Below are 25,946 nucleotides of genomic sequence, written 5' to 3'. Positions count from 1 at the left end.
GGGGCATGCCGCGACCAGCCGGGCGGGGGCACCGCCGCCTGCCGCACACCGCCGACGTCCGCATCGAGGCGTGGGCGCCGAGCCGGCCGGAGTGCGTCGCCGAGGCGGTCGCCGCGCTGGTCGACACGTTCGTCGACCCGGCCGGGGCGGCCCCGGGCCCGTCACGGGAGTTCCGCGCGCCGGCCGGCGACGACGCGGACGTGCTGGTGGCCGTACTCGACGAGGTGATCTTCCGGATGGAGACGGCGGGTGAGCTGCCGCTGCACACCGACGTGGCCGACGCCGGCGCCGGCGGCCTGGTGGTGTGCTGGCGCACGGTCGACACCGACGCCGTCGAGCTGGTCGGCGCGGTGCCGAAGGCCGTCGCCCTGCACGGGCTGCGCTTCGGCCCCGACGGCGAGGGCTGGTCCTGCGCGGTGACGCTGGACGTGTGAGCCGTCCGGCTCAGCCCTTCACCACGCCGAGCGGCACCAGCCGGGCCACCCGCCGGCACAGCCCGGCGCCCTCGGCGGCGGCCACCACCGCCGCCACGTCCTTGTACGCCGCCGGCATCTCCTCGGCCAGGCCACGGCGGGACGCGCCGCGCACCGCGATGTCCTGCGCCGCCAACTGGGCACGCGGGTCGAGGCCCCGCTCGGCCTTCACGGCCTGCTTGCGGCTCTGCACCCGCCCCGCGCCGTGGCAGGTGGAGGCGAAGGCGGGTGCCCCCGGCACGCCGGTGAGCACGTACGAGCCGGTGCCCATCGAGCCGGGGATCAGCACCGGCTGGCCCACGTCGCGCAGGTCGTCGGGCAGGTCGTCGTGGCCCGGCGGCAACGCGCGGGTGGCGCCCTTGCGGTGCACGCACAACGCGCGCCGCCCGCCGTCGACGTCGTGGGTCTCGATCTTGGCGAGGTTGTGCGAGATGTCGTAGACCAGGTCGAGCCGGCTGCCGGTCACCCGGGCGAAGACCTTGCGGGCGGCGTCGGCCAGCAGTTGCCTGTTGGCGCGGGCGTAGTTGGCGGCGGCGGCCATCGCGCCCAGGTAGGCGCGGCCCTCGTGGGAGGAGACCGGGGCGCAGGCGAGCTGTCGGTCCGGCACGTGGATGCCGTACCGGGGCATCACCTTCTCCATCGTGCGCACGTGGTCGGTGCAGATCTGGTGGCCCAGCCCTCGCGACCCGCAGTGGATCATGACGCAGAGCTGGCCGGGGTGCAGCCCGAAGGCGGTCGCGGCCGCGTCGTCGTAGACCTCCTCGACGGCCTGCACCTCCAGGAAGTGGTTGCCGGAGCCGAGGCTGCCGACCTGCCGCGCGCCCCGTTCGATCGCCCGCTCGCTGACCTGCGCCGGATCGGCGTCGTCGACCGCGCCGTTGTCCTCGCAGCGCGCCAGGTCCCGCTCGACGCCGAAGCCGCGCTCGAGCGCGTACCGGGAGCCGCCGCGCAGCACCGCGTCAAGCTCCGCGCGCGTCGACAGGTGCCACACCGCGCCCTTGCCCATGCCGCGCGGGGTGGCTTCGCCGAGGCCGTCCATCAGCGCGTCCAGCCGGGGCCCCAGCCCGTCGCGGTCCAGGTCGGCGGCCAGCAGCCGGACGCCGCAGGAGATGTCGAAGCCCACCCCGCCGGGCGAGACCACCCCGCCGTGCGCGACGTCGGTGGCGGCCACGCCGCCGATCGGGAACCCGTAGCCCCAGTGCACGTCCGGCATGGCGTACGAGGCGTCGACGATGCCGGGCAGCGTGGCGACGTTCGCGACCTGCTCCAGCGCCTTGTCCTCCCCGGCGTCGGGCAGCAGGGACCGGGACGCGAAGACCACGCCCGGCACCCGCATCGGGTCGTGCCGGTCGATCCGGAAGCGGTACGGCGACTCCTCCACCAGCTCCATCCCCGGCGGCTACCCGGGCCGGCGGTCCCTACACCCGCTCGCCGGCCCCCGGCCGCCGCATCGCCCAGACGTCGGGCCCGCCGTCGGGCACCCGTGCCTGGCCGGTGACCGTGAATCCGAGCCGCCGGTAGAAGCGCACGTTCGGCTCCGACGAGGTCTCCAGCACCGCCGGCAGGCCGGCCCGGTCGGCCTCGGCCAGTCCCGGCCGCAGCACCCGGGCGCCCAGCCCCCGGCCCTGGTCGACCCGGCGCACGCCGACGGTGGCGAGCAGCGTCGCCGGCTCGGCCGGGCGCAGCGCGGCGCAGGCCGCCTCGGCGGCGCGCAGCGCCGGATACCGGTCACCGGCCAGCTCGGCGTTGCGGGCCGCGACGCCGGCCCAGACGTCGTCCGGCACCGGCCGGTCCGGGGGCAGCCAGACCGCCACCGCCGCCAGCCGGCCGGCGGGGTCCACCGCCGCCCAGACGTCACCGTAGGGCAGCCCGACGGCGGCGACCGTGCCGGCGAACATCGCCGCCAGCCGCTCGCGGTGCCGGTCGGCGGCCACCGTCCAGGCCATCCAGGGGTACCCGTCGAAGGCGTCGGCGAGCACGTCGGCCGCCTCGGCGGTCGACTGGGGGCCGATGCGGCGTACGTCGAACTCCATGCCGTCCTCCTCGCGCGCCCCACCCGGGTCGGCGCAGTGCGCGATCATGCCACGGTCCCCGGGGCCGGCGCCCGGCATTTGTCGGGGTGCTCAGAGCCGGTAGAACGCCCGGTAGCGGCGGATCAGCCGCCACTGCACCAGCACCGCCGCCACGGTCAGCAGGATCATCACCAGCGTCGCGGCGGCGGCGTAGCCGTAGCGCAGGTACTCGAAGCCGGTGCGGTAGACGAACAGCGACAGGTAGGTGGTGGCGTACGGGGGTGGGCCGCCGTCGGTGACCACGAGGGCCGGCACGAAGGAGAAGTGCAGGCTCTGGATCGCGTCACGCACCGCCAGCAGCCCCAGCACGGGCGCCATCAGCGGCAGCGTGATCCGGCGGAACACGTCCCAGCTGGTGGCGTCCTCGATGGCCGCCATCTCGTAGACGTCGCGCGGCAGCGCGCGCCGGGCCGCCAGCAGCACCACGAAGGTCTCCCCGACGGTGAACAGGCTCATGCCGATGATCGCCGCGCGGGCGTCGGTCGGGTCGGTGAGCCACTGCGGCGGGGTGCGGCCCAGCGCGGTCAGGCCGTTCTCGCCGCCGGTGCGCAGCACCTGGTTGATCGGGCCGTACAGGGGGTTGAGCAGCCAGAGCCAGAGCAGCCCGTAGGCGATCTCCGGCACCGCGGTCGGCAGCACCGCCGCGGTGCGGGCGCTGCCGACGCCGAGCGTCCGGCGGTGCAGCAGCAGCGCCAGGCCGAGGGCGAAGAGCACCCGCAGCGGTACGGCCACCAGCGCGAAGACCAGCGAGTTGGTCAGCGACACCCGGAACACCGGGTCGTCCAGCAGCGCCGCCACGTTGTCCAGCCCCACCCAGCGGGGCGGGCGCAGCAGGTCGTACTCGGTGAAGGCCAGCGCCAGGGTGACGGCGGCGGGCAGCAGCACCAACCCGACCAGCCCGAGCAGGTACGGCGTCAGCATCAGCGCCAACTGCCGGCGCGTACGGCGGTCGGGGCTCGTCACGGGGCGTACCGGCGCCCGGAGCCGGCGTGGAAGACGTGCACGTCGGCCCAGCGCACCCCGACGCGTACCGGCGTGTCCCGGGTGGGGCGGCGGGCGGCGGGCACCCGGGCGACGATCCGGTGCCCGCCGGCGAGGCTCAGGTACGCGTACGCGTCCTCACCGACCACCTCGACCCGCTCGACGGTGGCCGGCGTCCCCTCGGTCGCGGCCAGGTCGACGGCCTCGGGCCGGAACCCGATCTCCAGCTCGCCAACGCCGGCCGCGTCGACGGTCGGGGGGCCGGTGGGCGCGAGCGGCCCGGAGGCGGGCAGCAGGTTCATCGCCGGGGAGCCGACGAACCGGGCGACGAAGGTGGTGGCCGGGGTGCGCCAGATCTCGTCGGGGGTGCCGACCTGCTCGATGCGCCCGTCGCGCAGCACGGCGATCCGGTCGGCGAGCACCAGCGCCTCGGTCTGGTCGTGGGTGACGTGCACCATCGTCGCGCCGAGCCGGTCGTGCAGGGCCCGCAGCTCGGCGCGCATCTGCACCCGCAGCGCCTGGTCGAGGTTGGACAGCGGCTCGTCGAGCAGGAACACGTCCGGCTCGCGCACCAGCGCCCGGGCCAGCGCCACCCGCTGCCGCTCGCCGCCGGAGAGCTGCCCGGGCCGACGTTCCAGCAGGGCGGCGCAGCCGACGGTCTCGGCCGCCGCCCGGGCCCGCTCCCGGGCCGCCGCGCGGGGCGTGTCGCGCACCTGGAGGCCGAACGCGATGTTCTCGGCGACGCTCAGGTGCGGGAAGAGGGCGTACGACTGGAACACCATCGACACGTTGCGCCGGCCCGGACGCTCGGCGGTGACGTCGCGGCCGGCGATGCGGACGCGCCCGGCGGTGACCGGCTCCAGGCCGGCGACGACCCGCAGCACGGTCGACTTGCCGGCACCCGACGGGCCGAGCACCACCAGCAGCTCGCCCCGGGCGACGGCCAGGTCCACCTCGTGCAGCACGGTCGCGCGCCGGTACGCGGCCGAGACGCCGACCAGGGCGAGGCCCGGATCGCTCACCCGTGCTCCCCGCGGGCGAAGATCGGCCGGGTCTGCCGGTCGAGGTCGCGGATCACGTCGTCGAGCCGGTCGCCCCGGTGCATCGCGTTCTCCAGGATGCCGTAGGTGACGTCCTCGATCTCCGGCCAGGTGGAGACGGTCGGCAGCGCCCGGACGGTGGGGATGGCGTCGAGGAAGACCTTCGCGCTGCGCGGCGGCTGGGCGGGGCCGAGGAACGCCGGGGACCGCGACACCCCGATGCGCGACGGGACGGTACGGCCGGTGGCCGCGATGATGCGCTGCCCCTCCTCGGCGATGGCGAACTCCAGGAACCGCCACGCGGCGTCCTTGTGCTTCGCGCCCCGGGTCATGCAGTACGCGTCGGAGTGCAGCACCCCGACCTGCTCCTTGTAGACGGGCAGCGGCGCGACGTCCCACTCGAAGCCGGTGATCGAGCGGAACGTGGTGGTGGAGCGGCGGGAACTCATCAGCATGGCGAGCCGGCCGTTGGCGAAGCGCGACTCGTCGTCCTCGGCCTCCACCTCCTCGTCGGTGGGCACCACCCCGTACGCCAGCCGCAGGTCGACGAGGTTCTTCAGCGCCTCCCGGGCGGCGGGACCGTCCAGGGTCAGCCGGGTCGGCTTCGTCGGGTCGTCGACGAGCTGGCCGCCGTTGGACCAGACGAACGGGGCGAGCCGGATGATCGACGGCTCCACGCCGAGGCCGTGCACCGCCGGGCGCAGCGCCGCGCCCTCGCTCTCGGTGGCCCTGACCACCGCGCCCCGGGAGTCGCGGGTCATCGCGGTCGCGGTGGCGACCAGGTCGTTCCAGGTCCAGCCCGCCTTCGGCTCGGGCACGCCGTACCTGGCGAACAGGGTGCGGTTGTAGTAGACGGCCAGGCTGGAGACGTTCTGCGGCAGACAGAGCTGCCGGCCCTGCCAGCGGAAGGCGTTCCAGGCCACCGGGTAGTAGTCGGCCGGGTCCACGGCGTCGGAGGCGGCCAGCCGGTCGTCGAGCGGCTCGATGACGTCCTTGGCGGCGAACTGGCCGTAGAAGCGGTAGTTCATCAGGAACAGGTCCGGCGGGGCGCCGCCGGCCACCGAGGTGGCGAGCCGGGCCAGCAGGTCCTTGCGGTCGCTGGCCTCGACGAGCTGCACGTCGGCGCCGGGACGGGCCTTCTCGTACGCCTCGACGAGGGTGCGGTAGGCGGCGAGTTCCTCGGGGGCGCCGAAGACCAGCAGCCGCACCGGCCCGTCGGCGGACGACCCGGAGCCGGCGCCGCACCCGGTGGCGGCCAGCACGGCGGTGAGCAGCAGCGCGAGCAGCGCCTTCGGTCGCATCGTGGGTCCCGTCCCCAATCGCATGGTCAGTCTCGTCCCGTCGGGTCGTCGTGGTGGAGGAAGCGCCGCTGGGCGAGCACGAAGACGGCCAGCGCCGGCGCCGTGGCCAGCACCGCGCCGGCCAGGAACACCGGGAAGTTCGTCGGGTCCAGCACCGACAGGGAACGCAGCGCCAGCGGCAGGGTGAACAGGTCGCGGTCGTAGACGTAGACCAGCGGGTCGAGGAAGTTCGACCAGGTGAGCACGAAGGTCAGCGCGGTGAGGCCGGCGGTGACCGGGCGTACCAGCGGCAGGGCGACCCGCCACCAGGTGCGCAGCGGCGAGAGGTCCGCCACCAGGCAGGCGTCGTAGAGCTCGGCCGGCAGCGCCCGAAACGCCAGGTGGTAGACCAGGACGTAGAGCGGCGAGGTGCCCAGCAGCGCCGGGGCGACCAGCGGCACCAGGGTGTCGGTCAGGCCGAGCATCCGGAAGATCGCGAAGCGGGGCACGAGTAGCGCCGTGGCCGGCACCATCAGCGCGAGCAGGGAGGCCGCCACGACGACGCCGGTGACGCGCGGGGCGAGGCGGGTCAGCGCGAAGCCCGCCAGGGAGGCGACGAGCACGCTCAGCGGCACGGCGACGACCGCGACCAGGACCGAGTTGAGCGAGGCGCGCAGCAGCCCGCCCAGCTCGACGGCCTGCTGGTAGCCGGTGGTGGAGACCGGCTCCGGCACGAGCCGGGGGGTGGGCGGCGGCGGCAGGCCCGGCTCGGTGAGCGAGCCGGAGACCAGCAGCAGCAACGGCGGGACGAAGACGAGCAGGACGAAGGCCGCGCCGAGGGTGCGCCAGGCGCGGCCGGCCGCCCCGGGCAGCGCTGCGGGGCCGCGCGCGCGGCCCCGCAGCGTGTCGTCGCCGATGGTCGCCCGCCTCAGAGCGCGAGCTGCCAGGCGCCGAGGCCGTGCGAGGCGGCGTAGAGCACCCGCTCGCCCGGCACGACGGTGAGCCCGGCGACCTCCACGTTCGGCATGCCCCGGGCCGCCTTCACCCAGGTGGTGCTGCCCCTGGCCAGCCGCAGCACGCCGAAGTCGGTGGCCGCGTACAGGTCGCCGGTGACGTCGTCGCGGACCAGGTCGGTGATCGGCTGGTCGCCGAAGTCGTACGACCGGTCGGTCCAGGTCGCGCCGGCGCCCGCCAGCCGCACCTCGAACGCGTGCCCCAGGGTGGCCGGGGTGTTCGAGTTGAAGCCGCTGTAGGAGACCCACGCGTGGGTCGGGTCGGCCGGGTCGACGTGGACGCTCGTGACGAAGCGGTTCGGCGTGGCGACGGTGTCGATCCGCGTCCAGGTGACCGCCGACGCCGGCTCGGCGTCGACGTTGCGGGACACGAAGACCCGGCCGGTGCTGGTGGCCGCGTACGCCGTGGACGAGTCGGTGGCGACCCGCTGCACCACCGAGACGGCGCCGCCGGCCCGGTCGCCCCACGCGGCGTCGGTCAGGTTGACCGTGCCCAGCGGGGCGAAGTCGCCGCACTGCGCCTCGAAGGTGCCCGTCCAGGTGTTGCAGATCCGGTCGGCCTCGGCCAGGCTCCGGTCGCCCAGCCCGAACGTCTTCGTCCGGTAGACGGTGCGCGAGGTGCCGGCGAACATCGTGCCGCTGACCTTCGGGTCGCTGATCACCGGGGCGTAGAACAGGGTGCCCGGCTGCCCGAAGACCGGGTCCGAGATGGAGATCCAGCTGCCCGTGTCGCCGCCGGCGAAGTTCACCTCCGGCGAGGCGTCGTAGAAGGTGTGGAAGCGGAACTCCGGCCGGCCGACGTCGAAGCCGGACGCGCCGCCGTCACCGATCATCGTGTTGACCCAACGGCGGCGCTCGCCCTTGTTCTCCCAGGTGCCGTTGTCCTGCGTGCCACCCTGCAACAGCCGGTGGTCGTGCGGGCTGGCCGAGAGACCGATGAACTGCAACGTGTTCATGCCCGTGTTGATGCCGTCGAGCTTCGACGGGATCCGCGACAGCATCTGCCGGCAGCGGTCCTTCTGCGCCTGCGTGGCCAGGTTCCGGTCCGGGTTGTCGCACCATGCCGACCGGTCCACGAACTGCCCGCTGGAGCGCATCACGCCACCGTCGTTGGCCTCGAAGAACTGGTACGGGTTGCGCGGGTTGGTGACCAGCGCGTGCTGGTCGGGGTGCAGGCCGTTGGGGTGCAGCTCGTCGGTGCCGTCGTAGGTCATGTCGGTGCCGCTGACGCCGGCGTCGGTGGAGAGCACCACGGCCCGCTTGTGGGCGACGGTCTCGCCGTAGACGTACGAGCCGCCGGTGTAGACGATGTCCGGGTGCCCGGCCGGGGTGTGCACGAAGACGTCGTACCAGCACTGACCGGTGCACTGGTTGTAGGTGGCGTAGCCCGGGTCGGCCGGGTTGGCGCTGCTCAGGTCGGCGAACGCGGGGGTGCCGCCGGCCACGTCGTCGCTGCGGAACAGCCGCGAGTACGGGTTGCCGATGTTGCCCTCGTAGACGTACATGCGGGTCTTGCCGTTTGGCAGGGCGGTCACGTCGATCGCGGCGCGGGTCTGGAAGACCGCCGGGTTCAGCGAGGGCTTGATCTGCGCCCAGGTGGCGCCGGCGTCCGTGGAGCGCCACACCCCCCGGGCGTACGAGGAGGCGTAGACGACGTCGGCGTCGCGCGGGTCGAGCTTGACGTAGCGCACGCCGCGCGGCGAGCAGGCGGCGGTGTTGTTGTATTCGGCGGCGCTGCCCGTGCACTGGGTCGCGTCGGCCGAGCCGTTGTGGATGAACCGCCAGTTCGCGCCGCCGTCGGTGGACTTGTAGAGGCCCCACTTCTCGGCGTCGGGCACGGGCCGGGTGACGCCCGTGCAGCAGGAGCCGGACATGCCGCGCAGGGCGGTGGTGGTGGCGACGTAGAGCGTCTTCGGGTCGCCCGGCTTGACGGTGATCTCGCCGATGCCCTTGCCGGCGAGGGCGCCCTTGCCCAGCGGGCCCTTCCAGGTGACGCCGCCGTTGGTCGACCTGTAGAGGCCGACGCCCGCGACGCAGCCGGAGGCGCAGGTGTTCGCCTCGCCGGTGCCGACGTAGATGGTCAGCCCGGTCTTGTCGTTGCGGTCGATCTTGACCGAGCCGGCGGCGTTGATGCCGAGCGGCCCGCCGAGGTAGAACCACTTCGGTTCGGCCGCGAGGATGTTCAGGGTGCCCCAGACGCCACCGCCGGCCGGCGTGACGTACGCCCGGCAGAGCAGCGCGGAGCAGTCCGGGGCGATGTCGATGGAGGTGACCCGGCCACCGGCCACGTACGCGTTCGGCACGTAGTTGCCGGCGTTGCGGAACTCGGTGAACGGGTAGAGGGCCTCGCTGGGCCCGATGTTGGTCCACGCCCGGCTGCCCCCGGCGCGGCGCTCGGCGGCGGCGTACGCCGACTTGGACCGGTCGATCTGGGCGATGCTGATCGTGTCGGCCGGGTACGCGCGCTCCAGGAACTCCTGCTGCGCGGCGTTGCCGGGCCCGTCCGGCGACATGCCGTCGCTGCCCGGCACGGCCCGGCGCAGCCGTTCCAGGTGGGCGCCGAGCGCGCCCGGCATCTCCCCGTCGCCGGTCGCGGCGACGGGAGCCGGCACCTCGGCGCCGGCGAAGTGGATTCCGACGAGACCGGTCGATACCACCAGGGCACCGACCGCCAGTCCTGCGAGCAGATGGCGACGGCTGCGCTTCACGAGGTCCCCTCCGACAGGTGAAGGCGCCACCTCAGCGCGACCACGGATCGGCGACCGTCACTGGCAGCGTCCATGCTGGAGGATGACAGAGCGCACCGGCGTGGACAACCCCCCGTAGGGACGGGAGTCGACGCGTGGTTGCCTCCGCGTCCAGCGGGTAGTGCGCCAGCATGCCGTCGCGTTACGAGAACTACCCGAGGATCGCCATCGTCACCGGCGCGGATTCCGGCATCGGCCGGGCCTGCGCCGTCGCCCTCGCCGAGGCCGGCTTCGACGTCGGCGTCACCTGGCACCGCGACGCCGGGGGCGCCGAGCGGACCGCCGCCGAGGTGCGCGCCGCCGGCCGGCGCTGCGAGGTCGCCCCACTGGACCTGACCCGGCTGCCGGGGGCCGACGCGGTCGTCGACGAGCTGGCCGACCGCCTCGGCGGCCTCGGCGTGCTCGTCAACAACGCCGGCACCGGGGCGTCCGTCCCGTTCGTCGACACCGGCTGGGAGCAGTGGCGCGAGGTGCTCTCCGTCGACCTCGACGGGCCGTTCCTGTGCGGGCAGCGCGCCGCCCGGCGGATGCGGGCCGCCGGGCTGGGCGGCCGGATCGTCAACATCACCAGCGTGCACGAGCACGCGCCCCGCGTCGGCTCGGCCGCGTACTGCGCGGCGAAGGGCGGGCTCGGCCTGCTGACCAAGGTGATGGCGCAGGAGTTGGCGGCGGACGGGATCACCGTCAACGCGGTCGCCCCGGGCGAGATCGCCACTCCGATGACCGGCCAGGAGGACGTCGACCCGTTCACGCGGGACCGGCCCGGGGTGCCGGTGGGCCGGCCGGGCGACGCGCGGGAGGTGGCCGCCGTGGTGGCGCTGCTCGCCTCGCCCGCCGCCGCGTACGTCACCGGCGCCTCGTGGCCGGTCGACGGCGGCATGCTGACGATGGGTCCGCAGGCCAACGCGCTCGATTCGCACGACTGGCGGTCGGTACGGCGATGACGGCGGAGCACCTGGCCCCGCCCACCCGGCCGCGCCGGGGCGCGCATCCGAACGGGCGGCCTGCGGTGCACGTGCCGCTGCCCCGGCCGCACCCCGCACCCGGGTGGTCGGCGCCGGGGCGGGACAATGGAGTCTCCGCCCGCGAGCCCGCCGGCGGAGCGCCCCGATCGGCAGGAGAACGGTCAGCGTGTCGGAAACCCCCGGGGCGGCCCCGCCCGCGGACGGCCTGCGCGCCGACTGCGCCCGGTGCTTCGGGCTCTGCTGCGTCGCGCCGGCCTTCTCCGCGTCGGCCGACTTCGCCATCGACAAGCCCGCCGGCCGGCCCTGCCCGAACCTGGGGGCCGACTCCCGCTGCGGCATCCACGCCGACCTGCGCGACCGGGGTTTCCCCGGCTGTACGGTCTTCGACTGCTTCGGCGCCGGTCAGCGGGTGGCCCAGGTCACTTTCGGCGGGCGGGACTGGCGCGACGCGCCTCAGACCGCGGCGCTCATGTTCGACACGTTCGCGGTGATGCGGCCGCTGCACGAGCTGCTCTGGTACCTGACCGAGGCGCTCGCGACCCGGCCGTCGCAGCCGCTGCGCGACGAGTTGTCCGTCGCGTACGACGAGACGCAGCGGCTGACCCGGGAGCCCGCCGAGACGCTGCGGGCGCTCGACGTGGACGCGTACCGGGGGCGGGTCAACCCGCTGCTGTCGCGCGCCGGGGACGCGGCCCGCTCCCGGGGCGGCCGGCCCGGCGTGGACCGGCGGGGCGCGCACCTGCTCGGCGTCGACCTGCGCCGGGCCGACCTGCGCCGGGCGAACCTGCGCGGGGCGCTGCTGATCGGCGCCGACCTGCGCGGCGTCGAACTCGGCCTGGCCGACCTCACCGGCGCCGACCTGCGCGGGGCCGACCTGCGCGGGGCCGACCTGTCCACCAGCCTGTTCCTGCACCAGGCGCAGCTCGACGCGGCCCGCGGCGACGGGCGCACCGCCCTGCCGCCCGGCCGGACCCGCCCCGGGCACTGGTCACCGCTGTCGCTCACCCCGCTGCGCCGCCGGGCGGGGTTTCGGGCGCGGGGCGGCGGGTAGCCGGGGCCGGAGCGGCATCGGCCGGCACGGGGAGGCGAGTGTGGGGTATCGGGCGCGTGACGGTGAGCTGCCGGTCGACCCGGCGCACGCCGAGGACGAGGCGGGTCAGGCCCGGCTGGTCCAGGTCGAGGCGGACACCGACGTCCCGGCGCCGGACGACACCACGGAGAAGCCCGACCTGGTCACCGAGGACGACGGGTCCGGCGTGGTGGGCGGCGCGTCGGGCGGGTCCGGCGGCGGGTCCGGCATGCCGGGCCACCCGGACGCGGCACGCTGAGCACCGCGACACACGTTTGCGGGCAGGCCACGGGGGCAGGAGGGCGGCATGACCGAACAGAACCGTTCCGACCGGGCAGCCACCGACGAGCCGGACGGCGCCACCGCCATGCAGGCGTCGCTGCGACCGCCGGGCGAATCCCTGCACAGCACCGACGACACCGGCGACGACTTCGCCGACCTGCCGGCCGAGGAGCGACGGTCGGCCCGGGAGGTCAGCCGCGCCGGCTACGACGTGGACGCCGTCTCCGGCGCCACCGACCCGAACCGCACCGAGTGACCTGAGGCGTCGGCCCGCCGGAGCGGTCAGCGGCCGGCGGGCACGGCCGACGTGCGGGCCTCGGTCATGCCCCGACCGGCCAGCGCGTCGGCGCGCTCGTTCTCCGGGTGGCCGTTGTGCCCCTTCACCCACAGCCAGGTGACCTCGTGCCGCGCGCACGCGGCCTCCAGCCGCTGCCAGAGGTCGGCGTTCTTGACCGGCTGCTTCGCGGCCGTCCGCCAACCGTTGCGCTTCCACGAGGCCAGCCAGCTGGTGATGCCGTTGCGCACGTACGTGCTGTCGGTGTGCAGCTCGACGGTGACGGACCGGGTCAGGCTCTCCAGGGCCTGGATGGCCGCCATCAGCTCCATCCGGTTGTTGGTGGTCGGGGTCGCCTCGCCGCCGCACAGCTCCCGCTCGTGCGCGCCGTAGCGCAGCACGGCGCCCCACCCGCCGGGGCCGGGGTTGCCGCTGCACGCGCCGTCGGTCCAGATCTGCACGACCCTGCCGGCCGTCTCGTCCACCATGTCGGCAACCTACCGAATCGCCGCCGCCCGTCCACCGGCGGAGGCGGGTCAGCCGTCGGCGCGGAGGCGGGTCAGCCGTCGGCCTCGACCCGGCCGCCGGCGACCGGTCGCGGGACCGTCCACGTCGCCGATCGCCGGGCCGGGTCGAGGCGGTCACGGAGCCGGGCCGCGGCGTCGCCGGCCGTCGCGGCGACCATCGGCGGCAGCCGGGTGGTACCCATCAGCGCCACCTCCTCCGCCGGGCTGGTGGTGCCGTCGAGGAACCGCAGCACCCGCTCGGCGGGGTTGCGCGCGAAGAGCCGGTCGAAGAAGTCCGGCCCGCCGACCCCGCCAGCGTCCAGCGCCCGCAGCGCGACCGCGTCCATCCAGCGGTGGCGACGGGGGTACGCGGGGCCGGGCACCGGTGGGCGACCGGCGGCGAGGGCGCGGGCGATCTGCTCGGCCTGGCGGTGCATGGCGGAGAAGGTGAAGCCGGTGGAGGGCCGGGTGGCGCCGCCGGCCGTGCCGAGGCGGACCACCCGGGGCGACGGCCGGGCCTCGAACGGGCCGTCCGTCATCGGGATCACGCCGTTCTCCACCTCCCGGACCCGCAGCCGGGCCGGGTCGAGGCCGAGCAGGTCCCGGTAGCCGCCCAGCGCCGCGTCGTACCCGGCGTCGGTGAGCAGGTCGGGGCCGAACTCCGTGTACTCCACCAGGGCGTACCGGTCGCTCACGGGCAGGACGTAGCCGAACGACACGCCCCGGGCGGGCTGCGGGGTCCGGAAGTCCATCAGGACGGCCCGGGCGGGGTCGAAGACCGGTGCGTCGGCCTCCAGCCACCAGCCCCGGAAGTGCTGCAACCAGTTGGTGCGCCCGGGTCGCCGGGGCGGACGCGGACGGGAGTCCAGCACCCAGGACGCGCGGACGGCCGGCGCGGCGCCCCCGGTGCGTACCGTGACGTGCCCGCCGTCGTCGTGCAGGGCGTCGACGGGTGCGACGATCCGCCGTACCGCGAGCCGTCGTTCGGCCTCGGCGGCCCGGTCGTACACCGGGCCGGAGCGCAGCATGGCGTACCGCAGGGGGGCGAGGTCGAGGACGCGGCGACCGGCGGTCGTGGCCACCTCGACCTGGGACCAGCTCGCGGCCAGCAGCGGGTCGAGATCGCTGCCGGGGCGGTCCCAGAACGCCCAGGTCCGGTCCTGGCCACGCCGGTGGACCGGGTCGATGACGGCGACCCGCAGGCCGCGCACGCCGTGCCGGTCCAGGGCCGCGAGGAGCAGCGACGCGGCGCCGCCGCCGCCGACCAGCGCCAGGTCGACGTGCAGCGGTGCGGAGGTGTTCACCCCGCCTACGCTGCCACACCTTCCGCGCCGCCCGGCCACCGACCGACCCGGCCTCCGGCGGCGGGCATCCCTCGGGTGACCGGCGGCGGTAGGGTGCCAGCGGTCGCCCCCGGGCGACGGTCACGTCGCCCGGAGGAGCCCCGTCCCATGAGCACCGTCGCCGCCAACGCGCTCACCGCCCGCTGGGCGTCCGGCCTGGACGGCGGCCAGACGGTCCTCTCCGGCGCGGGTGTCCACCCGTTGCTGGCGCTGCTCGCCCGCTACGCCGCCGGCCCGGCCCGGGACGAGCTGCTGGCGGTCGCGCCGGACCCGGCGGGCTTCGACCTGGACAGCTCCCCCACCACCCGGCTCGCGCTCGCCGCCTGGGCGCGGCGGGACCTGCCACTGGCCGACCGGTGGCGGCGGGAGGTGCCGGCGGCCATGCGCGGGGAGCTGACCGGCGATCCGGCGCGCGACCGGGCCGCCCTCGACGAGTGGGCCGCGACGCACACCGACGGTCTGGTCCCGCGGTTGCCGGTGCCGGTCACCCCGGCGACCGCGATGGTGCTGGCCAGCGCGCTCTCGCTGCGGACCGCATGGGCCGCGCCGTTTCGTGACGCGTGGTGCCAGCCGACCGCCGGGCCGTGGCGCGGGCGCCGGCTGGCCGGGCTGAGCCGGCTCGGTCACGACCTCGACGCGCTGCGGGTCGCCGACACCGCCGCCGGCCCGCTGAGCCTGCTGACCGTACGCGGCGCCGAGGACGTCGACGTGGTGCTCGCCCTCGGCGCGCCGCAGCGGGGCGCGGCCGAGGTGCTCCCGGCCGCCGTCGGCGCGCTCGACGCACCGGGCGGGCTGCCGGTCGCCGCCGGCCCTGGCGTCGACGAGCAGGTCGTGGACGCGGCCGACGACCGCCCCGAACTGCTCGTCACCACCGTGGGCTTCACCGTCTCCGCCGACCACGACCTGCTGGCGCGGGCCGAGCTGTTCGGTCTCGCCACAGCCGCCGGGGACGGCGACCACTTTCCCGGCATCGCGCGGTTCCTGGCCGTCTCGCAGGCCCGGCAGAGCGTGACGGCGACGTTCGGCGCGACGGGCTTCCGCGCCGCCGTGGTGACCGCCATCGCCATGCGGGCGGGCTCGGCGCCGCGCCCGGTCACCGTCCGCAAGCGGCGGGTACGCCTCGACGTCGACCGTCCGTTCGGCTTCCTCGCCGTGCACCGCCCGTCGGGGCTGGTGCTGCTCGCCGGCTGGGTGACCGCCCCCGACGGACGCGCCTGAGCGTCCGACGCACCGACCAGGCGGACGCTGGACATGCAACCGTTCGGTTGCCTATGCTGCGGAAGGCAGCCGGACGGCTGCGTGTGCGAGGTGACCAGGGTGGACGACGTGTTCCGGGCGCTGGCCGACGCGAGTCGGCGCCGACTCCTCGACGACCTCAACCTGCGCAACGGGCAGAGCCTGCGCGAGCTGTGCGCCGGGCTCGACATGACCCGGCAGTCGGTCAGCAAGCACCTCGCGGTGCTGGAGGCCGCCAACCTGGTGACCACCGTACGGCGCGGCCGGGAGAAGCTGCACCACCTCAATCCCGCGCCGATCAACGCCATCGCCGAACGGTGGATCGACCGCTACGACCGCGAGCGGGTGCGCGCACTCGCCGACCTGCAGAGAGCACTGGAGCGGGAGCCGATGGACAGTCCCACCTTCGTCTACACCACCTACGTCAACACCACCCCGGAGAAGCTCTGGGCCGCGCTGATCGAGCCGGCGTTCACCCGCCGCTACTGGGGCGGCGTCGCGCTGCGCTCCGACTGGCGGGTCGGCTCCCCCGTGCTGTGGCAGGACGAGCCGGGTGGCGAGTTCCGCGACCTCGGCCAGCGCGTCCTGGTCGCCGAGCCGTACCGCCGACTCTCCTACAGCTGGCACGGCTTCCAGCCGGAGCACGCCGCCCACTTCGGCTGGTCCGAGGAGGAGTTGGCGGCCCGGCTCGGCGAGCGCAGGTCCCGGGTCACCTTCGACATCGCCCCCTACGGCGGGTTCGTCCGGTTGACCGTCACCCATGACGACTTCTCCCCGGGCAGCGAGATGTACCGGGCGGTCAGCGGCCAGCTCGACGGCAGCGGCGGCTGGCCGGAGCTGCTGGCCAGCCTCAAGTCGCTGCTGGAGACCGGGGAGCCGCTGCCCGAGCCGCGCCCGGAGAGCGCGACCGCGCAGGGCTGATCCCCGCAGACGGGCCGCGCCGGCACGGCCCCGACGACGTCGGCCCGGCCCGCCCGCGAGGTGGGCCGAGCCGGCAGCTCCGCTGCGCCTCCGTCTCGGCGGTGGACACGGGACGGCGGCGAAGAGTCCTCATTCTCACCGGATCGGGGTCCCGACCCTCCTAGGGTTGGTCACACCGGTGCCAGTCGCGCACGTTGGCCGCCCGAACGACGTCCCGAAGCAGTCAGCGGACGAGAAGGGAGGGAAGACGCGCATGAAGGCGGAGGCAGCTCTCGTCTCGGCGGCGCTCGGCGTGGGCACGCTCCTGCTCCCCGGTTCGGCGCTGGCCGACACGGCCGCGTCGCCGACCGTCACGCCGGGCGGCGGGACCGTCGCGTCGCCGACCACCACGCCGGCCGGCGGGACCGTCGTGCTCACCGCGACGACCTGCGACCCGGCATCCGGCGAGGCGACCTTCCGTGTCACCGACCCCGACCGCGACCGGAGCGTGCGCGCCACCACGGCGGCGGCCGGCGGCGGGCAGAGCGCCGAACTCCCCACCGCCGGCTTCGCCCCCGGCACCTACACGGTGGCCGCGACCTGCGGCGACGGCGGCGCGGCCGGCAGCGTCACGTTCACCGTCACCCCGGCCGACGGCCGCTACGGCGGGACGGGGGCACTGGCGGCAGGCGGCGTCCTGCTCGGCTCCGCCGCGGGCGGCGCCCTGATGCTGGCCCGGCGCCGGCGTCACATGGCCGCGGCCACGCTCTGACCGACGGCGCGCGCCGTCCCCGACCGGGAACTCGGCAACCATCCCGACGACGTCGTCTCCGCCGCCGCCCGGGGACACCGGCCCCGGATCCGCCGGGCCGGGTCGGCGCTACTCCATCGTGGACGGCTCCGGGATCGCCGGGGCGGGGGTGGTACGCGGCATCGGAACCTCGGTGGCCCGGACCGCCGGAGCCGACGCCAGCATCCGGTCGAAGACGTTCCGGAACAGCGTCGACATCGCGGGGTCGCTCGCCAGGGCGCCCACGAACGAGATCGAGGACGCGCTGAAGACCAGGGCGCCGTTGGGCCGTTCCAGGAAGACCATCGTCGCGCCGTGGCCCCCGGGGTTCTCCCCCCGGGCGATGATCTGTGACGCGGACGCCTCGCCGGCCAGCCCGCGCAGCCCGTCGGTCTCCCAGCCGCTGGCGGCGCCGTTGTAGCCCGTACGACCGAACCTGCTGCCGGTCACCAGGCCGGTGCCGGCCAGCAGCGGATGATCCCGCAGCACCCGGTACGGCGCGTACGTGCCCGCGTCGACGTAGTTGGTGCCGAGCAGCTGCGAGGCGGGCAGGCCCAGCTCCGTGTAGATGTCCCGCCTGCCGTCCGGACGACGGTAGGTCACCACCGTACGGCCGGCGTTGACCTGAACCCGCTCGTACATGCCGTTGCCGCCCGGGTAGATCAGCCGACCGCCGCCGGCCTGGAAGTTGACCAGTCGCTGGCGCATGGTGTCGGACCAGTACTCGGGGTGACTGCCCAGCACGAGCACCCGGTAGCTGGTGAGCCAGCCGTTGGAGCCGTGCAGGTCGGCGTCCTCGTAGACGTCGAAGGCGAGCCCCTGCTGGGACATCCAACGGGTCAGCAGGAGATCCGAGAAGAGGGTGTGGTCCCGGATCCCGGGGTCGTCGACGTTCAGCTCCGTCGAGGGCCTGCGGACGGAGAGGGGACGCCGGCCGGTCGTGTCCGGGCAGTACTGGCTGTGCCCGCCCCAGCTGTTGTAGGCGTTGTAGGTGAAGGTGGGCAGCAGCACCGCGATCTGGTTGGTGGGGCGGGTCGGCCGTACGAGGAACGGCACGTGACGGTGCAGCCCGTTGGGGCCCTCCAGCCGGGCGGCGTAGAGGCCGGGCTGCCAGTCGGCGGGCACCGGGAACCGCAGGCGGTCCGCCCAGCCGCAACCCACCCCGAGGAACCCGACCGGCAGTGGCTGCACCCCGCCGGCCACGGGCAGGGGTTGCGAGACGACCACGGGTTCGCCCGGGTTGGGCGCCAACCGCACGATCGAGGCGGTGAGCGAGGGGAACCCCGTCGACACCGCGATCCGCGCCACCTCGCCCTGCGCCACGCTCGGCGTGTTGGCGTAGCCCTGCAACGCGGCCTGGGTCTGCACCGTCCAGCCGGAACCGACCTTCTTCCCGGTGCCGCTGTGCATCCAGGCGGCCCGCCCGGCGGGGCCGGCGGTGGTGTGGTTCGTCAGCCGGTACTGCATGAGCGCGCCGGTCTGGCGGGTGGTGGCGGCGTTCGGCGGGACCGCGTACAGCGATCCCTGGCCGGTGAACCACACGCCGTCGTTGAGGAAGAAGTTGCGGAACCCGGAGCCGATTCGCAGTCCCGAACCCGACGCCCACGTGCCACCGCCGAGGTGCCGGTGCCAGCGGAGGTCGCCGTAGTGGTAGGCGTAGAGGACCCCGGAGGTGTCCGCCTGTAGCACCGCGCCGACGAAGCCGCCGCCGATCCGCGCCCCCTGCACCGTCCACGCTTTGCCGACCTGGTCGTACTGGTGCAGGAACAGCTCGCCCGCGGCGTTCTGGCCGTAGAACGCGCCGTGGAACCCGCACAGCCGGGGATAGCGGTCGAATCCGGCGCCGATCTGCCCGCCGCTGATCCAGGTGCCGGCGCCCGTCGTCGAGTTGGTCAGCCGGTAGCGGTAGTGGTGGACGGTGCCATCGCCGCGTACGGCGTAGAGCGAGCCGTCGAGGCCACCGAAGACCGCCCGGAACTGGTGCCAGCCGGAGCCGATCCGGCGGCCCGAACCGCCCGCCCACCTGAACGCGCCGGTCTGCCAGCCCGTGTGCCGGTACCAGTACAGCGCGCCGTCGGCCTGGATCGCGAAGATGACGCCGTACCCGCCGCCGACCAGGCGGATGAACCGTTGCTGCGGGTCGTACTGGGGCACGGCGGCCGACGCGCCGGGTGGGCCCGCCAGCACCAGCGGCGGCACGGAGGCGGCGAGGACGGCACCGGCGCGCAGCAGCCGTCGGCGCGGTACGCCGCGTGGGTCCGGAGTGTCCGCCATGGCGGCCCCTCTCGGCGAGGTGGGTGTGCTGGGCAAGCTACGCAGACGCGGGCGTCGACGTGGTCCCGTGGGGCGTCCCCGGCGGAGAAATCGGATGATCCGCGAGCACCTCCGGCCGGGCGGTCCGTCCCGCCCCACCGATCAAGCGATTGACTTTCATGGATGCCGCCAGCTCCGGGTGGGCGCGCGGTCGGCGCACCCGGGCGGCCGGGCCCGTGAGCGGCGGGTCACGTCGGTGCCGGACAGGCGGCCGGGCCCGTGGGCGGCGGGTCAGTCGGTGCCGGACAGGCCGTCGCCCGCCGCGAGGGCGCGCAGCGGGACGGGCTTGACCGGCGCCTGCGCGGTGAACGCCCCGACCTCCTCCGGCGTCCGGCCGGTGAGCGTGGAGATGAGCTGGCAGAGGCCCGGCTGGCAGGACCGGCCCTGGCACAGGCCCATCCCGGCGCGGGTCACCAGCTTCACCGCGTTGGCGGTGCCCAGGTGCGGATTGGCCCGCAGCGCGCGGCGCACGTCACCGGCGCGGACCTCCTCGCAGCGGCAGAGCACGGTGTCGTCGGTGACCAGGCTGCCCAGGACCGCCCGGTCCGGGGCGAACCGGTCGAGCACCCCGGCGACGAAGCGGCGCCGACGGCGCAGCTCCCGGCGGACCGGGCCGGCCAGCGTGGCGGCCCGCCGCTCGTCGAGCAGCCCGAGGTCGCGCAGCACGCCGAGGGCGGCCAGCCGGCCCTCGGCCGCCGCCTGCTCGGCGCCCGCGACGCCGGTCAGCTCGCCGGCCACCGCGATCCGGGGCACCGAGGTACGCAGCCACCCGTCGTGCCGGACCACCCAGCCGCCCGCGGGCGGATCCCAGTTCACCGCGCAGCCGGCCTGCCGGGCCAGCTCGACGGAGGGAACGAAGCCGTAGCCCAGGGCCAGTACGTCACAGGGCACCTCCCGGTCGGTCCCGGGCGCCGGCCGCCCGGTGGGGCCGACCTCGGCGAGGGTCACCGTGCTCAGGTCCGGGTCGCCGTCGGCGCGGCGGACGACCGTGCCGAACCGGACCGGCACCCCCGCCCAGCGCAGGACGCGCAGCGCGCCGACGCCCTCGGCGATCTTGCCGCCCGCACCCGCCACGGCGGCCAGCCCGGCCGGACCGGGCAGCAGGTCGCGGCGGCGCTGGATCAGCGCGACCTCGACCACCCGGGCACCCGCGCGTACGAGCTGGGCGGCCACCACCAGCAGCAGCGGGTGTCCCCCGGCCAGCACGAACCGGCCGCCCGGCAGCAGGCCCTGCGCCTTGACGAACGTCTGCACGCCGCCCGCCGTGAGCACTCCCGGCAGGGTCCAGCCGGGGAACGGCACCGGCAGGTCGTACGCGCCGGCGGTGAGCAGCACCGCCCGGGGTTCGAGCAGGCGGACCCCGGGCGGGCCGTGCGTGGCGACCCGGTGGCGGCCCGGCGGGGGCTGCTCCCCGGCGTACCCGTCGAGGCCGGCCCGGGTGCCGAGGACGCCCCACACGGTGGTGTCGGCGAGCCACCGTACGCCGGGGGCGGCGGTGGCCTCGGCCAGCAGCGCCCGGCCGGCGGCGGCCGGTGCGGCCGGCGGGGTGAACCCGGCCGGCGGGCGGCGGTAGATCTGCCCGCCCGGCTGCTCCTGCTCGTCGACGACCGTGACGGTGGCACCGTGCCGGCCGAGCGTGGCGGCGGCGGCCAGCCCGGCCGGGCCGGCTCCGACCACCACCACGTCGGGCGCGCTCACCGGGGCACCGCCGTGCGGACCCGCATGCCGGCGCGGACCCGCAGCAGGCAGGAGCGCTGGCAGGGCACGTCGTCGACCGTGACGACGCACTCGAAGCAGATCCCCATGTTGCAGTAGGGCCCGCGGCGGGCGCCGCCGCGCGTGGTGCCGACGGCCCGCTGCCCCGCGGCGAGCAGCGCGGTGGCCAGCGACTCGCCCGGATGGGCGGGCACCGGGCACCCGTCCACCTCGATGGTGACCGGCGCGGGCCGCTCCATCGCCGTACGCCTCGGCGGCTGCGCGGGCTCGGGCGGACGCTGTTCAGACAACGTTCAGCGCTCCGAAGCGGGCGGGTGAGTAGTCCTCGATCGACCGGTCGGTCCCGCCGGAGACGACCATGGCGGCGAGCAGCCGGGCGTAGGTGAGGCCGAGGGTGAAGGCCGAGCCGCCGGTGGCGACGTACAGGCCCGGCCGGCGCGGGACCGCGCCGAGCAGCGGCAGGTGGTCCGGGGTGAGCGTGGTCATCCCGGTCCAGGTGCGGATCACGGGCAGGTCGGACACCGCCGGCACCACCCGGGCGGCGTCGGCGTTGCCGACCAGCGACTCGTAGCGCAGCTCCGGGTTGCTCTCCAGGTCGACCTGCCCGGCCCGGCTGACCAGCTTGGCCGGCCATCCGCCTCCGATGAGCACGTTGCCGTCCTCGGTCTGCTTCATCGACAGCCGCCGGCCGACGTGCTGGATCAGGTGCGGCAGGATCGGCCGGCTGCGGGCGGTGGCGCTCATCGTCAGCCCGACCGGGAAGACCGGCAGCCGGACGTCGGCCATCGCGGCCAGCTCGCCGGTCCAGACCCCGGCGGCCAGCACCACGGTCTCGGCCAGGTGGGTCTGGCCGGCGCCGTCCCCCGGCCCGCCGGCGGTACGCAGTTCCCAGTGCCGGCCGCGCCGGTGCAGCCCGGTGACCCGGCAGCCGGTTCGCAGGACCACGCCGTGCCGGCCGGCGGCCCGGGCCAGCGCCGGGGTGACCAGCCTAGGGTTGGCCTTGCCCTCGCCGGGGACGTGACCGGCGGCGAGCACGGTGTCCGCCAGGTACGGCGCGAAGCGGCGCAGCTCCGCGCCGGAGAGCACGGCGACGTCGAGGCCGTACCCACGTTCCAGGGCGGCCTTGCGGTCCAGCACGGCGATCTCCGCCGGGGTCTCGGCGAGCATCAGCCCGCCGGTACGCGACACTCCGCACCGCTCACCGAGCTCGTCCTCGAGCGTGGCCCAGGCCCGCATGGCGTCCAGGTGCAGCGGGAGCGCGCGGGCCGCGGCGCGGGCGGCGGCGTCGCCGTGCTCGACCATCCGGAACTCCAGCTGGAAGTGCAGGCTGCCGGCGTTCTGCCCGGAGGCGTGCCGGTTGACCTGGTCCTTCTCGACGAGCAGCACCCGGTTGCCGGCGCGGGCCAGGTGCCAGGCGGTCGCGCAGCCGAGCAGGCCGCCACCGATGACCGCCGTGTCGTAGGTGGTCATGGGAGCAGGTCGAGCTGGGTCATGGTGGCCCGGACGCGGTCCTGTTCGGCCGGGGTGAGCGGGAGCAACGGCGCGCGCACGTGACCGGCCGGCACGCCGCGCAGGTTGAGCGCGTACTTCATGATCGCCTGCGCGTTGCCGAACCGGGCGCCGTAGTCCGGCCCGAACCACTCCTGCATGATCACCCGGTCGCGGGCGCCGAGGGCCCGGGCCCGGTCGAGGTCCCCGGCCCGCAGCGCGCGGAAGAAGTCGGGGTGGTCGGCGCCGAGCACGGCGCCGGCCCCCATCAGCCCGTCGCCGCCGATCGTGGTCATCAGCTCGATGCCCACCTCGTTGGTGGGGATGCCGAAGTAGCGCACCCGGTGCCGCAGGGCCACCAGGCTCCGGACGAAGCCGCCGAAGTCCGGCGTGGAGTTCTTGACCGCCACCACGGTGTCCAGGGCGCTCAGCTCCAGCAGCAGGTCGGCGTCCAGGTCGACGCCGGTGCCGCGGGGCCAGTTGTAGACGCAGAGCGGGATGTCGACCGCCTCGGCCACGGCCCGGTAGAAGGCCACGACCTCCGCCCGGGTGGGCACCACGTACGGCGGCGGGGTGAGCAGGATGCCGTGCAGGCCGGCGTCGCGGGCGGCCTCGGCGTGCCGGATCGCCTCCGCCGGCGTGTACGCGTTGCAGCCGCCGAGCACCGTGAGCCGGTCGCCGACCCGCTCGGCGGCCGCCCGGAACAGCGCGGCGCGTTCCTGTTGGGTCAGGCTGAACCACTCCCCCGTGGTGCCGCCGACGATCACCCCGTGCAGCCGCTCGGCGGCGAGCCAGTCCAGTTGGACCCGCCAGGCGGCGAGGTCGAGCTCGCCCGTGGCGGTGAACGGGGTGGTGACGGCCGGCAGGTAGCCGAACCAGTCGACGCTGTCGCGGTCCACTGCGGGTCCTTTCGACGGGCGGCGTCGTACCGCCCGCGTGCACGACGCGGGCCGGGGTGACGCTCCGGGTGGGGTCAGGTGTGGGCCGGGTGACGGTCCGGGCAGGTCAGGGGGTCGGCGGGGTGACCGCGATGATGAGCCGGGCCGGCTCGTCGCTGGCGTTGCGGTAGAGGTGGGGCAGCCGGGAGTCGAAGGTGATCGCCTCGCCGGTCCTCAGCTCGTACTTCTCGCCGCCGATCTCGGCCACGACGGCGCCGGTGACGGCGATCGCGCACTCCGTCGACGGGTGCGCCCACGGCTCGGTGGAGCTGGCGTCGCCCGGCGCCAGCAGGGCTTCGAGCACTTCCAGGTCGCCGCGTCCGGGCGTGAGCCGGTCGTAGGCGATCTGCCCCGGCGGCGCGGCGAGCCGGGAGCGCGAGCCGGGCCGGCTGATGTGCACCGGCGGGGCGTCCGGCTCGGAGAAGAGCGCGGCGATGGAGGTGTCGAAGACCCGGGCGAGCTTACGCAGGGTGGCCAGGCTCGGGTCCGTGGCGCCGTTCTCGATCTGGCTGAGCAGGGCGGGTGAGACGTCGGCCGCGGCCGCGAGCTGGCGCAGCGTGAGGGAGTGCTGCTGGCGCAGGTCGCGGAGCTGGTCACCGAGCATGGATCTTTCCTCGTTCCACAACAGTCGGGCTATAAATGTTTGACGTGACTATACGCGGCTGTCTAGCATGGTCAAACACAAGGCGACCGTGTTTGGCACTACTAGACAAGCCGCGTCGAGGCACGAATCGGACGGGAGCTCCCGTCCGGATACATCCAACCCCATGACGGCCCAACGGCGAAGACCCGCGAAGCCGCCACACGGCCGGCACCAGCGGTCCGACCCCGGCGTCACCGGCGCCGCCGGGCCCGACAGTCCCCAGAGCCCGTCCCACGCGGGCTGGCCCACACGAAGGTAGGAACAGCATGTCGGTGTCCCCTCGCCGGCTCCGCGTCGGAGCGATCGCTCTGGCGGCGCTGGTCACAGCCTCCAGCGCCGCGTGCAGCGCGGGCGGCAGCGGAGGAAGCGGCGACGGTGGTGCGTCCAAGACCCTCACCGTCAACACCTCGTTCGTCCTCAAGACCCTCGACCCCGGCCGGATCTACGAGGCGACCGGCCTCACCGCCGTGCACTCGCTCTACGACACCCTGCTGACCTTCGAGGGCTCGGACGTCAGCAAGCCGGTCCCGGCGCTGGCCGAGTCGTACGAGGCGTCCCCCGACGCCAAGACCTTCACCTTCAAGCTGCGCGAGGGCGTGAAGTTCTCCGACGGCAGCGCGCTGACCGCCGACGACGTGGTCTTCTCCCTCAACCGGCTGAAGAACGTCAAGGCCAGCCCGGCCGTCATGGTCAGCGGGCTCACGTTCGACAAGACCGACGAGCGGACCGTCGTGGTCACCTCGGCGACCGCCGACCCGAACATCCCCGTGGTGCTCGCGATGCCCTCCACCGGCGTGGTGAACTCCAAGGTCGCCAAGGAGCACGGCGCGACCGACGCCGAGGACGCCGCGAAGAGCGACACCGCACAGCAGTACCTCGACACGAACTCCATCGGCAGCGGCCCGTACGTGCTGAAGTCGTACGACCCGTCGGCGCAGGTGGTGCTGGAGGCCAACCCCAACTACTGGGGCTCCAAGCCCGAGTTCGACCGCGTCGTGCTGCGCAACATGGACGTGCAGACCCAGAAGCTGACCATGCAGCGCACCAGCGGCTCCGAGATCGCGCTGGACATCTCCGGCAAACTGCTGGAGGGGCTGCCCGACAGCCTGAAGACCTCCGGCGTGCAGGACACCGTCTACTTCCTCTTCCTCAACGCCGACCCGGCCGTCTCCCCGGTGACCTCCAACGCGAAGTTCAACCAGGCGCTGCGCGCGTCGCTGGACTACGAGGGCCTCGCCGCGCTGTACGGCCAGGGCGCCGCCCCCGGCGCCGGACTGGTCGCCCCGGCCTTCCCGGGCGCGCTGCCCGCCGAGGAGCAGTCCAAGCGTGACGTGGCGAAGGCCAAGGCGTTGCTCACCGAGGCGGGGCTGACCAACCCGACGGTCAAGTTCAACTACCCGGCCATCACCTACAAGGGGGTCGACCTGGGCACGGTCGCGACGAAGGTGCAGGGCGACGCCGCCGAGGCCGGCATCAAGCTGGAGCTGACCCCGCAGCCGCTGACCACCTTCCTCGACGAGATGCGGACGGGCAAGATGGCCCTCGGGTTCACCCCGCAGAGCCTGAACTACCCGGTCGCCGACTCGCTGATCAACAACATGTCGCCCGGCCAGGCCACCGCGCTGCGCTCGGGCTGGACCGTGGAGCGGGCCGACCCGGCCATCGTGGCCGCCGGCAAGAAGGTCACCGAGACCCTCGACCTGGCCGCCCGGGCCACCGCCATGCAGGAGTGGCAGCGGTTGATGAACGTCGCCTCGCCGTACGTGGTCCTCGCCAGCAACTCCTCCGTCGTCGTGGCGAGCGGCGATCTGACCGGCACGGACTACACCGCCGCCGGTTGGCAGGTCGACCTCGCCGCGGTCGGCCGGGGGTAGTCG

At 74.9% G+C, this 25,946-nt stretch carries 24 protein-coding genes; 9 read left to right on the top strand and 15 right to left on the bottom strand.

All coding sequences use genetic code 11. The annotated features are described in order from the left end of the window. Positions 1–5 precede the first annotated feature (5 nt). A complete protein-coding gene (locus tag ACGFIR_RS13095) occupies positions 6–434 on the top strand; it encodes an archease (RefSeq protein WP_393007533.1) in 429 nt (142 codons plus the stop codon). A gap of 10 nt (positions 435–444) precedes the next feature. Here the strand turns inward: ACGFIR_RS13095 and ACGFIR_RS13090 are convergent, their stop codons facing one another. The 7 genes from ACGFIR_RS13090 to ACGFIR_RS13060 all read right to left on the bottom strand — a co-directional run bounded on the left by ACGFIR_RS13090 (position 445) and on the right by ACGFIR_RS13060 (position 9,567). Beyond that, positions 445–1,863: an RtcB family protein gene (locus ACGFIR_RS13090; protein ID WP_393007531.1), complete on the bottom strand. Its 1,419-nt coding sequence runs from the start codon at positions 1,861–1,863 to the stop codon at positions 445–447. Positions 1,864–1,891: 28 nt separating this feature from the next. Next, positions 1,892–2,506 (bottom strand): GNAT family N-acetyltransferase, encoded by a 615-nt coding sequence (locus ACGFIR_RS13085; protein WP_393145809.1) that lies wholly within the window; start codon positions 2,504–2,506, stop codon positions 1,892–1,894. 90 nt (positions 2,507–2,596) lie between these two features. Continuing rightward, entirely contained in the window at positions 2,597–3,466 is an 870-nt protein-coding gene (locus tag ACGFIR_RS13080; RefSeq protein WP_393145807.1) for a carbohydrate ABC transporter permease, read from the bottom strand. A gap of 38 nt (positions 3,467–3,504) precedes the next feature. Continuing rightward, positions 3,505–4,548 (bottom strand): ABC transporter ATP-binding protein, encoded by a 1,044-nt coding sequence (locus tag ACGFIR_RS13075; protein WP_393144972.1) that lies wholly within the window; start codon positions 4,546–4,548, stop codon positions 3,505–3,507. Next, on the bottom strand, positions 4,545–5,867 hold the full coding sequence (locus tag ACGFIR_RS13070) for an ABC transporter substrate-binding protein (protein ID WP_393144970.1): 1,323 nt from the start codon (positions 5,865–5,867) through the stop codon (positions 4,545–4,547). The genes ACGFIR_RS13075 and ACGFIR_RS13070 overlap by 4 nt, the downstream gene beginning before the upstream one ends. Positions 5,868–5,893: 26 nt before the next feature. Further along, on the bottom strand, positions 5,894–6,748 hold the full coding sequence (locus ACGFIR_RS13065; protein WP_393145805.1) for a carbohydrate ABC transporter permease: 855 nt from the start codon (positions 6,746–6,748) through the stop codon (positions 5,894–5,896). A 26-nt stretch (positions 6,749–6,774) separates the two neighbouring features. Beyond that, positions 6,775–9,567 carry an exo-alpha-sialidase gene (locus ACGFIR_RS13060; protein ID WP_393144968.1) on the bottom strand — a complete coding sequence of 931 codons (2,793 nt, stop codon included), beginning with the start codon at positions 9,565–9,567 and terminating at the stop codon, positions 6,775–6,777. A gap of 170 nt (positions 9,568–9,737) precedes the next feature. Here ACGFIR_RS13060 and ACGFIR_RS13055 point away from each other — a divergent pair, with 170 nt between their 5' ends. The 4 genes from ACGFIR_RS13055 to ACGFIR_RS13040 all read left to right on the top strand — a co-directional run bounded on the left by ACGFIR_RS13055 (position 9,738) and on the right by ACGFIR_RS13040 (position 12,178). Next, positions 9,738–10,550, top strand: a complete 813-nt coding sequence (locus ACGFIR_RS13055) for an SDR family oxidoreductase (RefSeq protein WP_393144966.1) — start codon at positions 9,738–9,740, stop codon at positions 10,548–10,550. 187 nt (positions 10,551–10,737) lie between these two features. After that, complete coding sequence (locus tag ACGFIR_RS13050; protein WP_393144964.1) at positions 10,738–11,622, top strand: pentapeptide repeat-containing protein; 885 nt, start codon at positions 10,738–10,740, stop codon at positions 11,620–11,622. 40 nt (positions 11,623–11,662) lie between these two features. Next, positions 11,663–11,899: a preprotein translocase YidC gene (locus ACGFIR_RS13045; protein WP_393007521.1), complete on the top strand. Its 237-nt coding sequence runs from the start codon at positions 11,663–11,665 to the stop codon at positions 11,897–11,899. 48 nt (positions 11,900–11,947) lie between these two features. Continuing rightward, positions 11,948–12,178 (top strand): hypothetical protein, encoded by a 231-nt coding sequence (locus ACGFIR_RS13040; protein ID WP_393007519.1) that lies wholly within the window; start codon positions 11,948–11,950, stop codon positions 12,176–12,178. A 26-nt stretch (positions 12,179–12,204) separates the two neighbouring features. Here ACGFIR_RS13040 and rnhA read toward each other — a convergent pair whose 3' ends face one another. Continuing rightward, entirely contained in the window at positions 12,205–12,684 is a 480-nt protein-coding gene (gene rnhA / locus ACGFIR_RS13035) for a ribonuclease HI (RefSeq protein WP_393007518.1), read from the bottom strand. Between the two features lie 71 nt (positions 12,685–12,755). After that, positions 12,756–14,006: a lycopene cyclase family protein gene (locus tag ACGFIR_RS13030; RefSeq protein ID WP_393144962.1), complete on the bottom strand. Its 1,251-nt coding sequence runs from the start codon at positions 14,004–14,006 to the stop codon at positions 12,756–12,758. Between the two features lie 147 nt (positions 14,007–14,153). Here ACGFIR_RS13030 and ACGFIR_RS13025 point away from each other — a divergent pair, with 147 nt between their 5' ends. The 3 genes from ACGFIR_RS13025 (at position 14,154) to ACGFIR_RS13015 (ending at position 16,953) form a co-directional block, all read left to right on the top strand. Further along, entirely contained in the window at positions 14,154–15,263 is a 1,110-nt protein-coding gene (locus ACGFIR_RS13025; protein ID WP_393144960.1) for a hypothetical protein, read from the top strand. Positions 15,264–15,362: 99 nt separating this feature from the next. Next, entirely contained in the window at positions 15,363–16,202 is an 840-nt protein-coding gene (locus ACGFIR_RS13020) for an ArsR/SmtB family transcription factor (RefSeq protein WP_393144958.1), read from the top strand. A gap of 253 nt (positions 16,203–16,455) precedes the next feature. Further along, positions 16,456–16,953, top strand: a complete 498-nt coding sequence (locus ACGFIR_RS13015) for a hypothetical protein (protein ID WP_393144956.1) — start codon at positions 16,456–16,458, stop codon at positions 16,951–16,953. A gap of 108 nt (positions 16,954–17,061) precedes the next feature. Here ACGFIR_RS13015 and ACGFIR_RS13010 read toward each other — a convergent pair whose 3' ends face one another. The 6 genes from ACGFIR_RS13010 to ACGFIR_RS12985 all read right to left on the bottom strand — a co-directional run bounded on the left by ACGFIR_RS13010 (position 17,062) and on the right by ACGFIR_RS12985 (position 24,030). Next, a complete protein-coding gene (locus tag ACGFIR_RS13010; protein WP_393144954.1) occupies positions 17,062–19,245 on the bottom strand; it encodes a N,N-dimethylformamidase beta subunit family domain-containing protein in 2,184 nt (727 codons plus the stop codon). A gap of 270 nt (positions 19,246–19,515) precedes the next feature. Beyond that, entirely contained in the window at positions 19,516–20,982 is a 1,467-nt protein-coding gene (locus ACGFIR_RS13005; RefSeq protein WP_393144952.1) for an NAD(P)/FAD-dependent oxidoreductase, read from the bottom strand. Next, on the bottom strand, positions 20,979–21,290 hold the full coding sequence (locus tag ACGFIR_RS13000) for a (2Fe-2S)-binding protein (RefSeq protein WP_393007504.1): 312 nt from the start codon (positions 21,288–21,290) through the stop codon (positions 20,979–20,981). Before ACGFIR_RS13000 ends, ACGFIR_RS13005 begins: the two co-directional genes overlap by 4 nt. Beyond that, positions 21,283–22,470 carry an NAD(P)/FAD-dependent oxidoreductase gene (locus ACGFIR_RS12995; RefSeq protein ID WP_393144950.1) on the bottom strand — a complete coding sequence of 396 codons (1,188 nt, stop codon included), beginning with the start codon at positions 22,468–22,470 and terminating at the stop codon, positions 21,283–21,285. Before ACGFIR_RS12995 ends, ACGFIR_RS13000 begins: the two co-directional genes overlap by 8 nt. Beyond that, positions 22,467–23,387: a dihydrodipicolinate synthase family protein gene (locus ACGFIR_RS12990; protein WP_393144948.1), complete on the bottom strand. Its 921-nt coding sequence runs from the start codon at positions 23,385–23,387 to the stop codon at positions 22,467–22,469. Before ACGFIR_RS12990 ends, ACGFIR_RS12995 begins: the two co-directional genes overlap by 4 nt. Before the next feature lie 106 nt (positions 23,388–23,493). After that, positions 23,494–24,030: a helix-turn-helix domain-containing protein gene (locus ACGFIR_RS12985; RefSeq protein ID WP_393007498.1), complete on the bottom strand. Its 537-nt coding sequence runs from the start codon at positions 24,028–24,030 to the stop codon at positions 23,494–23,496. Positions 24,031–24,335: 305 nt separating this feature from the next. On the opposite strand from ACGFIR_RS12985, the gene ACGFIR_RS12980 reads away from it, so the two are divergent. Continuing rightward, the gene (locus ACGFIR_RS12980; RefSeq protein ID WP_393007496.1) at positions 24,336–25,943 is read left to right on the top strand and encodes an ABC transporter substrate-binding protein; all 1,608 of its coding nucleotides are present in this window, start codon (positions 24,336–24,338) and stop codon (positions 25,941–25,943) included. The last annotated feature ends 3 nt before the right edge of the window (positions 25,944–25,946 follow it).

Origin of the sequence: Micromonospora sp. NPDC049051 (genome assembly GCF_043197575.1) — a bacterium.
Classification (GTDB): domain Bacteria; phylum Actinomycetota; class Actinomycetes; order Mycobacteriales; family Micromonosporaceae; genus Micromonospora.
Note: the sequence above shows the minus strand (reverse complement) of the source record. Positions and strands in the feature narration are given on the sequence as shown.

Bases quoted from the DNA above. Each gene is read 5' to 3' on its own strand.
- ACGFIR_RS13095 (WP_393007533.1), top strand. From the start codon at position 6: ATGCCGCGACCAGCCGGGCGGGGGCACCGCCGCCTGCCGCACACCGCC.
- ACGFIR_RS13090 (WP_393007531.1), bottom strand. From the start codon at position 1,863: ATGGAGCTGGTGGAGGAGTCGCCGTACCGCTTCCGGATCGACCGGCAC.
- ACGFIR_RS13085 (WP_393145809.1), bottom strand. From the start codon at position 2,506: ATGGAGTTCGACGTACGCCGCATCGGCCCCCAGTCGACCGCCGAGGCG.
- ACGFIR_RS13080 (WP_393145807.1), bottom strand. From the start codon at position 3,466: ATGCTGACGCCGTACCTGCTCGGGCTGGTCGGGTTGGTGCTGCTGCCC.
- ACGFIR_RS13070 (WP_393144970.1), bottom strand. From the start codon at position 5,867: ATGCGACCGAAGGCGCTGCTCGCGCTGCTGCTCACCGCCGTGCTGGCC.
- ACGFIR_RS13055 (WP_393144966.1), top strand. From the start codon at position 9,738: ATGCCGTCGCGTTACGAGAACTACCCGAGGATCGCCATCGTCACCGGC.
- ACGFIR_RS13040 (WP_393007519.1), top strand. From the start codon at position 11,948: ATGACCGAACAGAACCGTTCCGACCGGGCAGCCACCGACGAGCCGGAC.
- rnhA (WP_393007518.1), bottom strand. From the start codon at position 12,684: ATGGTGGACGAGACGGCCGGCAGGGTCGTGCAGATCTGGACCGACGGC.
- ACGFIR_RS13025 (WP_393144960.1), top strand. From the start codon at position 14,154: ATGAGCACCGTCGCCGCCAACGCGCTCACCGCCCGCTGGGCGTCCGGC.
- ACGFIR_RS13015 (WP_393144956.1), top strand. From the start codon at position 16,456: ATGAAGGCGGAGGCAGCTCTCGTCTCGGCGGCGCTCGGCGTGGGCACG.
- ACGFIR_RS13010 (WP_393144954.1), bottom strand. From the start codon at position 19,245: ATGGCGGACACTCCGGACCCACGCGGCGTACCGCGCCGACGGCTGCTG.
- ACGFIR_RS12995 (WP_393144950.1), bottom strand. From the start codon at position 22,470: ATGACCACCTACGACACGGCGGTCATCGGTGGCGGCCTGCTCGGCTGC.
- ACGFIR_RS12985 (WP_393007498.1), bottom strand. From the start codon at position 24,030: ATGCTCGGTGACCAGCTCCGCGACCTGCGCCAGCAGCACTCCCTCACG.
- ACGFIR_RS12980 (WP_393007496.1), top strand. From the start codon at position 24,336: ATGTCGGTGTCCCCTCGCCGGCTCCGCGTCGGAGCGATCGCTCTGGCG.